The sequence below is a fragment of the Pseudomonas sp. RGM2987 genome, from assembly GCF_022952855.1.
Classification (GTDB): domain Bacteria; phylum Pseudomonadota; class Gammaproteobacteria; order Pseudomonadales; family Pseudomonadaceae; genus Aquipseudomonas.
Map to the genome: position 1 here is coordinate 50,295 of NZ_JALJDX010000212.1, position 13,567 is coordinate 63,861.

Genomic DNA, 13,567 nt, shown 5'->3' on the forward strand with positions numbered 1-13,567 from the left:
ACACAATGGATGCGATCATTCTCGACCTCGGCGGCGACATCAAGGGCGACAGCCTGCTGGAGGGCTTCACGGACAAGATCGAGGTCATGTCCTACAGCCACAACGTGGCGATGCAAGTCACCAACGACGTCAGCAACTCGGAGCGCACCTCCGGCCGGCCGCACATCGGTGAATTCACCCTGACCAAATTCATCGACAGCTCCACCCCCTCGCTCAACGAGTATTGCTGCGCCGGCAAGCCGATCCCCCAAGCCGTCGTCACCATCGGCCGCAACGCCGCCGAAGGCAGCGGCCAGATCATGCCGTTCATCGTCTACACCCTCACCAACGTGGTGCTGTCCAACGTCAGCGTCAGTGGCGGCACGGGTGGCAAACCGGTGGAAACCCTTTCGCTGAACTTCACCAAGATCAAATGGGAGCTCACCGCACAGAAAGACGACGGCACCAAGGAAGGCACCGCGGGCACGACCTGGGACCTGGCGGCCAACAAGATGACCAAGTGACGGAGCGCGCCCATGGCAGGCTTCGGCCTTCGTCCGCCGCTGTTCGAACGGCTGGCCGACACGGCGGACGATGCCGGCCGGGTGTTCGACCGGCAGGCGTTGCAGGACTCGGTTCACGCCGAACTGCTGCGCCTGTTCAATACCCGGCGCGGCCCAAAAGCGCTCACCGAACCGCCGAGCATTCTGGACTATGGCATTGCCGATTGGACCGCCCTGCAACAGCAACGCAGCGATGATCGGCGCCAGCTGACCCGGGAAATCCGCCAGGCCGTCAGCCACTTCGAACCACGCCTGCGCCTGGGCGAGGTCGAGGTCTGTCCGGTACCGGGCCATCCGCAGCAACTGTGCATACGACTGTCGGGCGAGCTGCGCGGCGACTCGCATCCATGGCCCGTAGCCTTTGTCATCGAGCACGCCGGCGACGGCGTCGAGGTACGCCATGAGCGACTCGATTGACCCGCAACTGCTGGACTACTACCAGCGTGAATTGACCTGGCTACGACACGCCGGGAGCCTGTTCGCCGAACGCTACCCCAAGGTCGCCCGGCGCCTGGAACTGTCGCCCGGCGAATGCCCCGACCCGCACGTCGAGCGCCTGCTCGAAGGCTTCGCCCTGCTGGCTGCCCGCTTGCAACGCCGGCTCGATGACGATTACGCCGAATTCAGCGATGCCCTGCTCGAACAACTGTACCCGCTGGCCATGCGTCCTTTGCCGTCGTGCGCCATCGTCCAGTTCGAACCCGACCCCAGCAAAGGCAACCTCGACCAGGGTTACCCACTGCCTCGGGACACGCCATTGTTCGTCACCACCGACAAGGGCCAGAGCATTCACTTTCGCACCACCGCCGCCGTGCACCTGTGGCCGCTGCAGGTTTGCGAAGCACTGCTGCTGGGCAGCGACGAAGCCCAGGCGCTGACCGGGGTGGTCCAGGCGCGGTCGGCCCTGCGCCTGCACCTGCGCTGCCTGGGGGACAGCCAGTGGTCGACACTGGGGATCGAGCAGTTGCGGGTGCACCTGGCCGCTTCGCCGATGATCAACGCCTGGCTCTACGACCTGCTCGGCGCACATGCGGTCAAAGTCCTCGCCGGCCCGCCGGGCAGTGTGCCGGAGCCGCTGGCGAGCTTGCCGGGCATCGTCGGCTTCGCCAGCGACCAGGCCTTGTTGCCGGATGAAGACGGCGTGCATCCGGGCATGCGGCTGCTGGCCGAGTACTTTGCCTTCCCTGACAAGTTCGGCTTCTTCGACCTACCGCTGGCCGGGGCGGTCAGCGACGACCCGTCGTTGTATCTGTACGTCGTCTTCGACCGGGCGCCTGCCAGCCGTTTGCCATTGCAGGCCAGTGACATCGCCCTCGGTTGCGCGCCGGTGATCAACCTGTTTCCCCGGACCTCCGAGCCGCTGCGACCGGACGGCACCCGCAGCGAGTATCGCCTGGTGGCCGACAGTCACCGGGAAAACAGCGTCGAGATCCACAGCATCCGTGGCATGCGCGCCACCTCCAGCCAGGGCGTGCGCAGCGTGCCGGCCTACTACGGCAGCCAGCACGGCAGTGACCAACCCTGCTACTGGCATGCACGGCGGGTCAGCGGCATGAGTCCGAACCGACTGGGCACCGACCTGATGGTCAGCCTGGTGGACACCCGGTTCGACCCGCTGGCCGAGACCCGCGACTACAGCCTCACCGCCGAACTGCTGTGCACCAACCGCCACCTGGCCCAGAGCCTGCCAGCGGGCACGCCGTTGGGCTTCGAGCGTCCGGGGCCGGTGGCCTGGGCGCGCCTGCGCAACCCGCCCAGCCCCCAGAGTCTGCCACGGCTGGACGGTGAGTCGCGCTGGCGACTGGTGTCGCAATTGACCCTCAACCATCTGTCGCTGGTCGAAGGACCTCAGGCACTCGACGCACTGCGCGAAATCCTCGAACTGCACAACCTGCGCGACGAGGCCAGCGCAAGGCGGCAGATTGAAGGGGTATGGGGGCTGGGCTGCGATCGGGTCATCGGCCACGTCGGCGAAGACGCCTGGCGTGGCTGGCGCAACGGCCTGGAAGTGCGCCTGCAACTGGACCCACAGCATTTCGTCGGCAGCAGCGCCGTGCTGTTCTCCGGCGTGCTGGCGCAGTTCTTTTCCCTCTATGCCACCGCCAATCGCTTCGTCCGCACCGTGCTGGTCCAGTCCGACAGGGAGGTGAAGACATGGCAACCCCAAGCCGGCAAACCCCTGACACTCTGAACCTGAGCCAGCGCCTGCGCCGCGATCCGCAACGCTTCGAATGGCTGCAGGCCTTGTTGTTGCTCGAACGCGAGCAGCCCCAGGCCGAGCCGCTGGGCAGCGGCACCGCGCCCCACGCCGAGGCCTTGCGCCTGCGCGGGCCGTTGACACCGCTGTTCGCCGCCAGCGAAGTCGAGAGCCTGAGCCAGGAAGCCGACGCACCGCCGGTTCTGACCACACCGATCTTCGGCCTCGGCGGTCCCGACGGTCCGTTGCCCTACGCCTATCAGGAATGGCTGCAACAACGGGCGCGGGCCCGTGATCATGCCCCGGCGGAATTTCTCGACCTGTTCCAGCATCGCCTGCTGAGCCTGCTCTACAAGGTGATGCGCAAGCATCGCATCGCCCTCGGTTTCACTACCCCCGGCGCCTCCGCCGTACAAGCGCAACTGCGCGCCTTGACCGGCCTGCTGCCCAAGGCCTTGCAGGAGCGCCAGGCCGCGCCCGACGCCGCCGCGCTGGCATGCACCGCGCTGTACGCCGATGGGCGACGGTCCCTGGCCGGGTTCGCGGCGATTGTCCGCGAGCAGTTCGGGCTGCCCGTGGAACTGACCGCCTACGAAGGCGGCTGGCGCCAAATACCACCGGCCAGCCGCAGCCGCTTGCAAGCGGGCGGCCGCAACCTGTGCCTGGGCCGCAGCGCGGTGGCCGGCACCCGGGTCTGGGATGAACATGCCGGCGTACGCTTGACCCTCGGCCCGCTGAGCGCCACCCAGGCCAATGGACTGCTGCCCAACGGCGAAACCCACCCACTGCTCGCCAGCCTGTATGCGTTGTATTTCGGCCCGGACCTGGATTGCACCCTGGTGCTGTTGATCCGTGGTGCCGGCCCATTGCAACTGGGCCACCAGACGCCGCCGCGCTTGAACTGGAACGGCGGCCTGCAACGCCAATCGACCCTGGCCGTGCAACGGATCGAAACCCGCCTTCGTCAGCCGGAGATCGCTTGAAATGGAACTGGCCAGCCTGATCGGACGCCTCAACCCGGACAACCGCCGGGCCCTGGAACGGGCCGCGCAACGCTGCATGCAACGCAGCCATCATTACGTGGAAATCGAACACCTGCTGCTGGAACTGCTGGACATCGAGGGCGGCGATTTCGCCTGCCTGCTGCCGCGCTTCGGGCTGGAGCGCGACGCGGTGGCAGCGGAGACCAACAAGGCCCTGGACCTGTTCAAATCCGGCAGCACCCGCACCCCCGCGCTGTCGGCGCAAACCATTGGCCTACTGGAAGACGCCGTGGTCCAGGCCAGCGTGCTGGGCCTGGACAGCATCCGCTCGGGACTCTTGCTGCTGGCGCTGCTGGACCGCGATGAGCGGCGCAGCCTGTTGCTCAACAGCGCTTCGTCGCTGCTGCGTATCCCGCGCGATGCGCTGCGTACGCATCTGTTGGAATGGACCGAAAGCTCCCGCGAGCATGTCGCTGGCGTGCGGCCGGCCAAAACAATTGAAGCCGCGCAGCCACAGGACCCGGTCCTCGACCAGTACACCCAGGACCTGACCGCCGATGCCCGGAACGGGCGCATCGACCCGATCGTCGGGCGCGACGGGGAGATTCGCCAGTGCATCGATATCCTGCTCAGGCGCCGACAGAACAACCCGATCCTGGTGGGCGCCCCAGGCGTCGGCAAGACCGCCGTGGTGGAAGGCCTGGCCCTGCGCATCGCCGCCGGGGATGTGCCGCCGTCGTTGCAGGAGGTCACGCTGCGAGTGCTCGACCTTGGCTTGTTGCAGGCTGGGGCTGGGGTCAAAGGTGAATTCGAACAACGGCTCAAGGGCGTGATCGACGCAGTACGTAGCGCCGAAAAACCGATCATCCTGTTCATCGACGAAGCCCACACGCTGATCGGCGCTGGCGGCGCAGAGGGCGGCAGCGACGCCGCCAACCTGCTCAAGCCGGCCCTGGCCCGGGGCGAGCTGCGGACCCTGGCCGCTACCACCTGGCTGGAGTACAAGAAATACTTCGAGAAAGACCCGGCCCTGGCCCGGCGTTTCCAACTGGTGCAGGTCGAAGAACCGGACGAACTCACCGCCGTGGAAATGCTCCGTGGCGTGGCCACCAAACTGGAGCAACACCACGGCGTGCAGGTGCTGGACGTGGCGATCCACGAAGCGGTAAAGCTGTCCCACCGCTACATTTCCGGGCGTCAGCTACCGGATAAAGCCATCAGCGTGCTCGACACCGCCTGCGCCCGGGTCGCCCTCGGCCAGCACGACGTGCCGCCGCCCCTGGAGAGCCTGCGCCACCGCCAGAACAGCCTCAAGGATGAAGTCGAACGGCTGCGCCGGGAACAGGCCACAGGGCTCGATCATCGCGAGCGCATCACCCTGCTGGAAACCGAGTCGGGCAGCAACGTACAGGCCATCCGCGAATTGGAAACCCGTTGGGGCGAAGAGCGTGAAGCGGTGCGCGAACTGCTCGATACCCGCCGTGAATTGCTGGCCTTGAGCGAACGCGCCGACGGCGAAAAAGCCGACACCGAAATCGATAACCGCATCGATCACCTCGCCGCTGAACTGCTGCGCCTGGAAGCCGGCCTCGACGCGATTCGCCAGGACGATCCACTGGTGCCCGAGCAAGTCGACAGCAAGACCGTCGCCGCCGTGATCGCTGGCTGGACTGGCATCCCCGTCGGCAAGATGCTCGCCGATGAAGCCCACGCCGTGCGCACCCTCGGCCAGCGCATGGGCCAGCGGGTGATGGGCCAGGGCAGCGCGCTGAACACCATCGCCCAACGCCTGCAAGCCTACCGCGCCGGCCTGACCGATCCGCAGAAACCGGTCGGGGTGTTCCTGCTGGTCGGCCCCACCGGCGTGGGCAAGACCGAAACCGCCTATGCCCTGGCCGATACCTTGTACGGCGGCGAGCGCAACCTGATCAGCATCAACCTTTCGGAATATCAGGAAGCCCACACCGTCAGCCAACTCAAGGGCGCCCCGCCCGGCTACGTCGGCTACGGCAGCGGCGGCGTGCTCACCGAAGCGGTGCGGCGCAAACCCTATTCGGTGGTGCTGTTGGATGAAATCGAAAAGGCCCACCCGGATGTGCTCGAGGCGTTCTACAACGTCTTCGACAAAGGCCTGATGGAAGACGGCACCGGGCTGGTGGTGGATTTCAAGAACACCGTGATGCTCGCCACCAGCAACGTCGGCGCCGAGTTGCTGCTCGACACCCCCGCCGCGCAACTGGGCACCGATGCCTTCAACGAGGCGCTGCATAAAGTCCTGTTGCAAGCCTTTCGCCCGGCGTTCCTGGCGCGCATGACGGTGGTGGCGTACCGGCCGCTGGATGAGGCGACGCTGGAGGGGATCGTGCTGGCGAAACTGGAAAAACTGCGCGGGCGCTACAAGGCTGCGACCGGTAAGCCATTCGAGTTCGATGCGGGGATCGTCAAGGCGGTGTTGGCCAAGTGCAGCGCGGCGGGAGCGCGGGATATCGAGAATGTGCTGATGACGCAGGTGACGGGAAAGTTGGCACAGTGGGTCCTGGAATAAACGGAAGAACGTCCTATGAGAATTGGCAGTTTCAACGTCGAAAAAAACGGCAAGTCCTCCACGCTGGAAAAACAGACGCAGGTGGATGTCTTTCTCTACAACTGTTGCTCCAGTAATTACTGGGACGCCGACATCGTTTTCCTGTGTGAAATACATTCGGCGCAAATCGATAACTACCGTTCGAACCTGGCGGCCATCTACAAAAACTACAGTGTCTATTCGTTCACCGGCGGCCACTCCAATGCCTACATCGTCCTGGTCAAGAGCTTCGAGAGATTGCAGGTGGTCAGCCAGGGCAGCCTCTTCACCCTGAACAGGGATCTGATTGCCGTCGAAGCCCACGGCGTGAAGGGCTACACCGGCTATGTGTTCCTCGCCCATTTCAAGTCAGGACAGAACGGTGTGACCAAAAGCCAGCTCAAATCATGCACGGCCCTGGGCGGTAAGTGGGTCGCGACCGGCGATCTGAACCTGGATTACCAAAAGGTGGGAGAACTCGATACCGCCGGGCTGGCTTATGAGTGCTGGGGCGGCCAGCAAACCCAAAGCAAGGGCGGCATCCTCGACTGGGTGCTGGCGTCAGCGGATGTAGCAGTCACGCCGGTCGACATCACCGGGCTTGCCCATATATTCGATATGTCCGGCCCCGATCACCGCCCGATCCTGTTCGACGTCAAAGGCTGACCGCATGCCCCGCTCCACCGACAGCAACACCACCCTGTCCCTCACCGCCGCCACATTGGCGGCGCTGTACCCTGATTCACTGTCCGGCGAAGAGCGCCTCAACGCCTTGGGCTCGCACATCCTCAACGGCATCAATGACGGTGCTTCGCTAACCCTTACCACCGCCGTCGCCAGCCATGTCACCACCACCCTGCACAAGGACGCGCTGTTGCGCCCGATGGATTGGCTGGTCGCCGAGATCCGCCAGCTTCCCGCCGACGCCACCGCCGAGCGCTATCAACTGCTGCTCAGGCCCTGGCTCTGGTGGCTGAGCCTGGCCAGCAGCAACCGCGTGTTCCAGAACCTCGCGACGTCGGACATCGTCACCACGATCTTCAAGGCCCACGGTTTTACCGACTTCCAGCTCAAGCTCAGCGGCAGCTACACGCCACGGGAGTATTGCGTGCAGTACGCTGAAACCGACCTGGCCTTCGTTTCACGGTTGATGGAAGAAGACGGGATCTTCTGGTTTTTCAGCCACGAAGCCGGCAAGCACACCCTGGTCCTGGCCGACAGCAACGACGCCTTCGCGCCCATCCCCAACGGCCCGACGGTGAACTACCTCGGGCAGAAACTGGGCGAACGGGAACTGCACGGCATCCGCTCGGGGCAGGTATGCCTGCAAGCGGTGGCCGGGGTTTACCAGGCGACGGACTACGAATTCACCACGCCGACCACCTCGCTGTTCAGCCAGGCCGAGGCTGTGGCCGGGCCCGCCTCGATGTACGAGCATCCCGGCGGTTATACCGCCAAGGCCCAGGGTGATTCGTTGACCAAGCAACGGGTCGACGGCCTGCGCAGCCAGGAAAAGCGCTTTGTCGGAGAAAGCGATTGCCGCTGGTTGGTGCCTGGCTACTGGTTCACCCTCGCCGGCCATGAAGACACCACGCTGAATATCGACTGGGTGGTGATTTCGGTCAGCCACGAGGCCAGTCACGACAGCTATCGCAACCGCTTCGAAGCGATCCCCAAGGCCACGACCTACAGGCCGGCCCGGGTCACGTCGAAACCGCGCATGCACACCCAGACGGCATTGGTGGTGGGCAAGGCCGGCGAGGAAATCTGGACCGATGAATACGGGCGGATCAAGTTGCAGTTCCCCTGGGACCGCACCGGCAAGAACGACGAAACCTCGTCCTGCTGGGTGCGGGTGGTGTTGCCCTGGAGCGGCAAGGGCTTTGGCATGCAATTCGTACCGCGGATCGGCCAGGAGGTTATCGTCACCTTCATCGATGGCGACCCGGACCGCCCACTGGTGACCGGCTGCGTCTACAACGGCGACAACGCCCTGCCCTACGCGCTGCCGGCGAACCAGACCCAGTCCGGGATCAAGACCAACTCGTCCAAGGGCGGCGGCGGTTTCAACGAGTTGCGTTTCGAGGACAAGAAAGATGCCGAGGAGGTGTTCCTTCAGGCCCAGAAAGATTTCAACATCAACGTACTCAACGACACTACCGCCATCGTTGGCCATGACGAAACCCTCACGGTGCAGAACGCCCGCACGCGCACGGTCAAGGACGGCGACGAAACCGTCACCCTGGAGAAAGGCAAGCGCAGCGTGACGATCCAGACCGGCAGCGACAGCCTCGATGTGAAAGACACCCGCACCGTCACCGTGGGTTCGGACCAGAATCACAGCACCGGGGGCAACTACACCAGCAAGGTCAGCGGCAACTATGAACTGACGGTGGACGGCAACCTGACGATCAAGGTCAGCGGCACCCTGACCCTGCAAAGCGGCGGCAGCTTCGCGATCAAGAGCGGCGCAGACCTGGCAGCCCAGGCCAGCACCTCCATCAGCCAGAAGGCCGGCACAGCCTTGAGCAACCAGGCCGGTACTTCACTGGAAAACAAGGCCGGCACCACCCTGACCAACGACGCCGGCATCAGCCTGGTGAACAAGGCGGCCGCCGAGCAGACCGTGGACGGCGGCGGCATGCTGACGATCAAGGGCGGCCTGGTGAAGGTCAACTGACGGGAGCGCACGATGGCTTCGAAAAAACTCGAGGTGGAACGGAACGACAGCCAGCTCGACGGACAGTTGGTGGACGGTCGCCTCGACGGCCCGCTGCAGATAGCGGAAGCCGGGCGCACGCAAGCGAAACTCAACTATCAACACGGCGAGCTGCACGGCAGCAGCAGCCTGTATCACCCGAACGGTAAGGTCTCCGCGGTCTTGCCATTCGTGAACGGCAAGCTGCACGGTATGGCGAGTTTTTATGCCGCCGAAGGCGGGTTGCAGCGCCAGGCCAGCTACCGCGCCGGATTGCTGCACGGTGAGGCAAACAATTACTTTCCCGATGGGCAACTGGCCGAAGCCGAGTTCTATCGCGACGGCGTGCGCGATGGCCGCTATCGCCGCCTGCACCCCAACGGCAAGCCCGCCGTCGAGGCCCGCTACCTCAACGGCCAACTGCTGGAACCGGCCCACGCCTACGCCGAAGACGGCCGGCCACTGGACGCCGAGGGCAAGCCAATCTCCCGACTGCGCTGGTGGTTCCGGCGCTGGAACGACCCGGCGCAGGCTTGAACACACCGGGGACCTGCCCAGCATAGATTTCCGCCCACCTGAGATCCCACAGGGGGATGTGGACCCACACAGTTCTGCGCGCAAATCCATGGGGCTGGTGGTTAGTCAGGGAATCAACATCTGCACCTGCCCCGGCACCACAATCTTGATCACCCCGGCCCACGTGCACATCAAGGTGCTATTGGCGTCGATGGCCGGCATGTTGCCCAGCAGCAAGGTGGGGGCGCCGCCCGGTATCCAGGGTGCGGCGGTGGCGGGAATGCACGGCATGGGGGTCAGCACGCCCAGTGCCGCCGCGGTTGCAGCCGCTACGGTGGGATTGGCCAGGCTCATGCACATGCCAAACGTGGTGATGTTCACCAACGGGATGTGATCCATGATGTTCGCTGCCGGCATTCCACCGGTCAGCATTCGATTGACCGGCAATACATTGAGCACCGCCGGGGCCGCGCCGAAGCTGCATTGCAAGGTGGCGGTGCTGCAGACCTGTGGGGATCCCATCGGGATGACTCTCCTTGAAAGCGACACCCCTGAACCTTAGCTGGTCCAGGCCCGCCCCGCCCGCCACGATGCATCAGGCCCGATGATTATCCTGCAACACGCTAACCTATAAGACCCCGGCGTGCTTGTGACGCCTCCCACGCGCCATTAGATTAGCCAATGATTGATGGCCTCCAGAATAAGCAGAAGGGATAAGCATGGCGTTTACTGATCAGTCCACCCGCGTGCGCGACGGTGAAGAACTCGATGCCAACCTGATCGACCCGTACCTCAAGGCCCATATTCCAGGCCTGACCGGCCTGCCACGGATCAGCCAGTTTCCCGGTGGCGCTTCGAACCTGACCTACCTGCTGGAATACCCCGAGCAGGAATTCGTCCTGCGCCGTCCACCATTCGGCCATAAGGCCAAGTCCGCCCACGACATGGGCCGTGAATTCCGCATCCTCAATCAATTGCGCGACGGCTTCCCGTACTGCCCGAAAGCCTATGTGCATTGCACCGACGAGTCGGTGATCGGCGCCGAGTTCTATGTCATGGAACGGGTCAAGGGCATCATCCTGCGCTCCGACCTGCCGCCGGAACTGGGCTTCGACCCCGCCCGCACCGAAGCGCTGTGCAAGAGCTTCATCGACCGGCTCGTCGAGTTGCACCGGGTCGACTACAACGCCTGCGGCCTGGCCGACCTGGGCAAGCCCGAAGGCTACGTGGCGCGGCAGATCCGCGGCTGGAGCGAGCGCTACGAAAAAGCCCTGACCCCCGACGCGCCGAAATGGGAGGCGGTCAAGGCCTGGCTCAACGACAAGATGCCGGCCGACCACCCGACCTCGAGCATCGTCCACAACGACTATCGCTTCGACAACGTGATCCTCGACCCGCAAAACCCGATGCAGATCATCGGCGTACTGGACTGGGAGCTGACCACCCTCGGCGATCCATTGATGGACCTGGGCAACAGCCTCGCCTACTGGATCGAGGCCGACGACCCGGCACCGGTGCAATTGATGCGCCGCCAGCCCAGCCACGCACCGGGCATGCTGACCCGCCGCGAATTCGTCGACTACTACGCCGAGCGCGCCGGAATCCGCATCGACAATTTCGATTTCTACTACACCTACGGTCTGTTCCGCCTGGCCGGCATCGTCCAGCAGATCTACTACCGCTTCTTCCACGGCCAGACCCAGGACAAACGCTTCGCGCAGTTCGTTCAGATGAACAAACTGCTGGAGCAGATGAGCCTGCAGGTCATCGGCAAATCCACGCTTTGAGCGCACTCAGAATAAGGAAACAGCATGTCCAAGACTCAGTTGTTCGACCTCGACGGTAAGATCGCTTTCGTGTCCGGCGCCAGCCGTGGCATCGGTGAGGCCATTGCCAAGTTGCTGGCCCAGCAAGGCGCCCATGTGATCGTTTCCAGCCGCAAGCTCGACGGTTGCCAACATGTGGCCGACGCCATCATCGCCGCTGGCGGCAAGGCCACGGCCATCGCCTGCCACATCGGGGAAATGGAGCAGATCAGCCAGGTATTCGCCGGCATCCGCGAGCAGTTCGGGCGCCTGGACATCCTGGTGAACAACGCGGCCACCAACCCGCAATTCTGCAACGTGCTGGACACCGACCTGAGCGCTTTCCAGAAAACCGTCGATGTGAACATTCGCGGCTATTTCTTCATGTCGGTGGAAGCCGGTAAGCTGATGCGCGAGAACGGCGGCGGCAGCATCATCAACGTCGCATCGATCAACGGCATCTCCCCGGGGATTTTCCAGGGCATCTACTCGGTGACCAAGGCGGCGGTGATCAACATGACCAAGGTCTTCGCCAAGGAGTGCGCGCAGTTCGGCATCCGCTGCAACGCCTTGCTGCCAGGCCTGACCGACACCAAGTTCGCCTCGGCGCTGGTCAAGAACGACGCCATCCTGAAAACCGCCCTGGCGCAAATCCCGCTCAAGCGCGTGGCCGACCCGAGCGAAATGGCCGGCGCGGTGCTGTACCTGGCCAGCGATGCGTCGAGCTATACCACCGGCGTGGCGCTGAATGTGGATGGTGGGTTTCTTTCCTGACCCCACATTTTCCCTGTGGGAGCGGGCTTGCTCGCGAAAGCGGTATCAGACGACTGAGAGGGTGACTGACTCACCGCATTCGCGAGCAAGCCCGCTCCCACAAGGTTTCGCCTCAACTACACAAATGAATATTTATTCCAATATTTGCAATTGGCGAATATTTATTCCATAAAGAGCCCTCCTGAACATAACAATTCAAAAGGGCTCTTTCTCATGCGCGAACTCGGCATCGGTCTGATTGGCACCGGCTTCATGGGCCGTGCCCATGCCTTGGCATTCAACAATGCCAAAGCGGTGTTCGACCTCCCCCTGAACCTGACACTGGCGGCACTGGCCGACGCCGATCCGCAGCGTGCCCGGCAATGTGCCCGGAGCTGGGGCTTCGAGACGGCTCACAGCGACTGGCAACAACTGATCGACGACCCAAAGGTCAATCTGATCGCCATTACCACGCCCAACCACCTGCATTTCCCGATGGCCATGGCGGCGTTGGCGGCGGGCAAGCCGGTCTATTGCGAAAAGCCCCTGGCGGTCTCCCTCGAACAGGCCGACCAGATGCGCCAGGCGGCTAAGGCGGCTGGCGTGGTCACGCGGGTCGGCTACAACTACCAGCACAACCCGATCATCCAACTGGCGCGGGAGATGATCCAGCGCGGAGACCTGGGACAGATCATCAGTTTCCAAGGCGAGTTCAGCGAAGACTTCATGGCCGATCCAACCTCGCCGTGGTCATGGCGTTGCGAGGCGGCCCATGCCGGTGGCGCGTTGGCCGACCTGGGCAGCCATTTATTGGCGATGGCCCGTCATCTCTTGGGCGACGTCGAGGCAGTGGCCGCCGATAGCCAGACCGTGCACACCCAGCGCCCCGCCAGCGCCGGAAGTCTCGAACAACGCACCATCGCGGTGGACGACCAGGTCCACGCCCTGCTGCGTTTCGCCAATGGCGCCCGTGGCACAGTGAGCAGCAGTTGGCTCAAGCATGGCTACAAGAACCACCTGGCGTTCGAGATCAGCGGCACCCTCGGCACACTCTCGTTCGATCAGGAGCGGCTCAATGAACTGCGCCTGTGTCGCGCCGGCCAGGCTGGTTTCCAGCGCCTGCTGGCCGGCCCGGACCTACCGGGTTATGCCGCCTTCAGCCCGGCCGCCGGGCACCAGTTGGGCTACAACGAGTTGAAGACTCTGGAGGTTCAGGAGTTGCTCATGGCCCTGGGCGGCGAAGGTGGCGGCGGGACGGATTTCGAAGAGGCCTGGGCAGTGGAACGGCTCGCGGCGGCGATTCGCCTGGCGGCGCGGGAGCAACGTTGGGTGAGGGTTAGCCAATTGTGACCCTCCACTGATTCAGGCTGTGGACACTGTCATGGTGGGAGAAATAGGCCCTGCGCCGTTTTCTTATTCCATTATCGGCTAGAGAACTGTCAACTCTGACAGTGGTTGAAGCGCCTGATCGGCGCGAAATTAGCGCTCTGCACACTTGCACAGAGCCTGG

General features: G+C 63.8%; 12 protein-coding genes. 11 read left to right on the top strand and 1 reads right to left on the bottom strand.

Annotated elements, in window-relative coordinates:
- Positions 1-5 precede the first annotated feature (5 nt).
- The 8 genes from RGM2987_RS19965 to RGM2987_RS20000 are packed head-to-tail and all read left to right on the top strand — an operon-like array spanning position 6 to position 9,520.
- Positions 6-503: an Hcp family type VI secretion system effector gene (locus tag RGM2987_RS19965; RefSeq protein ID WP_186704839.1), complete on the top strand. Its 498-nt coding sequence runs from the start codon at positions 6-8 to the stop codon at positions 501-503.
- Between the two features lie 12 nt (positions 504-515).
- Entirely contained in the window at positions 516-959 is a 444-nt protein-coding gene (tssE, locus tag RGM2987_RS19970) for a type VI secretion system baseplate subunit TssE (RefSeq protein ID WP_245144550.1), read from the top strand.
- The gene (tssF, locus tag RGM2987_RS19975) at positions 943-2,733 is read left to right on the top strand and encodes a type VI secretion system baseplate subunit TssF (RefSeq protein ID WP_245144551.1); all 1,791 of its coding nucleotides are present in this window, start codon (positions 943-945) and stop codon (positions 2,731-2,733) included. The genes tssE and tssF overlap by 17 nt, the downstream gene beginning before the upstream one ends.
- On the top strand, positions 2,697-3,722 hold the full coding sequence (gene tssG / locus RGM2987_RS19980; protein ID WP_245144552.1) for a type VI secretion system baseplate subunit TssG: 1,026 nt from the start codon (positions 2,697-2,699) through the stop codon (positions 3,720-3,722). The genes tssF and tssG overlap by 37 nt, the downstream gene beginning before the upstream one ends.
- A 1-nt stretch (position 3,723) precedes the next feature.
- A complete protein-coding gene (gene tssH, locus RGM2987_RS19985) occupies positions 3,724-6,267 on the top strand; it encodes a type VI secretion system ATPase TssH (RefSeq protein ID WP_245144553.1) in 2,544 nt (847 codons plus the stop codon).
- A 15-nt stretch (positions 6,268-6,282) separates the two neighbouring features.
- Positions 6,283-6,951, top strand: coding sequence for a hypothetical protein (locus RGM2987_RS19990; RefSeq protein WP_245144554.1), 669 nt, complete (start codon positions 6,283-6,285; stop codon positions 6,949-6,951).
- Between the two features lie 4 nt (positions 6,952-6,955).
- Entirely contained in the window at positions 6,956-8,965 is a 2,010-nt protein-coding gene (gene tssI, locus RGM2987_RS19995) for a type VI secretion system tip protein TssI/VgrG (RefSeq protein WP_245144555.1), read from the top strand.
- Positions 8,966-8,977: 12 nt separating this feature from the next.
- Positions 8,978-9,520, top strand: coding sequence for a toxin-antitoxin system YwqK family antitoxin (locus RGM2987_RS20000; RefSeq protein WP_245144556.1), 543 nt, complete (start codon positions 8,978-8,980; stop codon positions 9,518-9,520).
- A gap of 105 nt (positions 9,521-9,625) precedes the next feature.
- Here the strand turns inward: RGM2987_RS20000 and RGM2987_RS20005 are convergent, their stop codons facing one another.
- Entirely contained in the window at positions 9,626-10,021 is a 396-nt protein-coding gene (locus RGM2987_RS20005; protein ID WP_245144557.1) for a DUF4280 domain-containing protein, read from the bottom strand.
- A 197-nt stretch (positions 10,022-10,218) separates the two neighbouring features.
- On the opposite strand from RGM2987_RS20005, the gene RGM2987_RS20010 reads away from it, so the two are divergent.
- The 3 genes from RGM2987_RS20010 to RGM2987_RS20020 all read left to right on the top strand — a co-directional run bounded on the left by RGM2987_RS20010 (position 10,219) and on the right by RGM2987_RS20020 (position 13,407).
- Positions 10,219-11,286, top strand: a complete 1,068-nt coding sequence (locus RGM2987_RS20010) for a phosphotransferase family protein (RefSeq protein WP_245144558.1) — start codon at positions 10,219-10,221, stop codon at positions 11,284-11,286.
- A gap of 24 nt (positions 11,287-11,310) precedes the next feature.
- Positions 11,311-12,078: an SDR family oxidoreductase gene (locus tag RGM2987_RS20015; protein ID WP_245144559.1), complete on the top strand. Its 768-nt coding sequence runs from the start codon at positions 11,311-11,313 to the stop codon at positions 12,076-12,078.
- 213 nt (positions 12,079-12,291) lie between these two features.
- Entirely contained in the window at positions 12,292-13,407 is a 1,116-nt protein-coding gene (locus tag RGM2987_RS20020; protein ID WP_245144560.1) for a Gfo/Idh/MocA family oxidoreductase, read from the top strand.
- Positions 13,408-13,567: the final 160 nt, after the last annotated feature.

What these genes read in the sequence shown, in the direction of transcription:
- RGM2987_RS19965 (WP_186704839.1), top strand. Translation starts at nt 6, where the DNA reads ATGGATGCGATCATTCTCGACCTCGGCGGCGACATCAAGGGCGACAGC.
- tssE (WP_245144550.1), top strand. Translation starts at nt 516, where the DNA reads ATGGCAGGCTTCGGCCTTCGTCCGCCGCTGTTCGAACGGCTGGCCGAC.
- tssF (WP_245144551.1), top strand. Translation starts at nt 943, where the DNA reads ATGAGCGACTCGATTGACCCGCAACTGCTGGACTACTACCAGCGTGAA.
- tssG (WP_245144552.1), top strand. Translation starts at nt 2,697, where the DNA reads ATGGCAACCCCAAGCCGGCAAACCCCTGACACTCTGAACCTGAGCCAG.
- tssH (WP_245144553.1), top strand. Translation starts at nt 3,724, where the DNA reads ATGGAACTGGCCAGCCTGATCGGACGCCTCAACCCGGACAACCGCCGG.
- RGM2987_RS19990 (WP_245144554.1), top strand. Translation starts at nt 6,283, where the DNA reads ATGAGAATTGGCAGTTTCAACGTCGAAAAAAACGGCAAGTCCTCCACG.
- tssI (WP_245144555.1), top strand. Translation starts at nt 6,956, where the DNA reads ATGCCCCGCTCCACCGACAGCAACACCACCCTGTCCCTCACCGCCGCC.
- RGM2987_RS20000 (WP_245144556.1), top strand. Translation starts at nt 8,978, where the DNA reads ATGGCTTCGAAAAAACTCGAGGTGGAACGGAACGACAGCCAGCTCGAC.
- RGM2987_RS20005 (WP_245144557.1), bottom strand. Translation starts at nt 10,021, where the DNA reads ATGGGATCCCCACAGGTCTGCAGCACCGCCACCTTGCAATGCAGCTTC.
- RGM2987_RS20010 (WP_245144558.1), top strand. Translation starts at nt 10,219, where the DNA reads ATGGCGTTTACTGATCAGTCCACCCGCGTGCGCGACGGTGAAGAACTC.
- RGM2987_RS20015 (WP_245144559.1), top strand. Translation starts at nt 11,311, where the DNA reads ATGTCCAAGACTCAGTTGTTCGACCTCGACGGTAAGATCGCTTTCGTG.
- RGM2987_RS20020 (WP_245144560.1), top strand. Translation starts at nt 12,292, where the DNA reads ATGCGCGAACTCGGCATCGGTCTGATTGGCACCGGCTTCATGGGCCGT.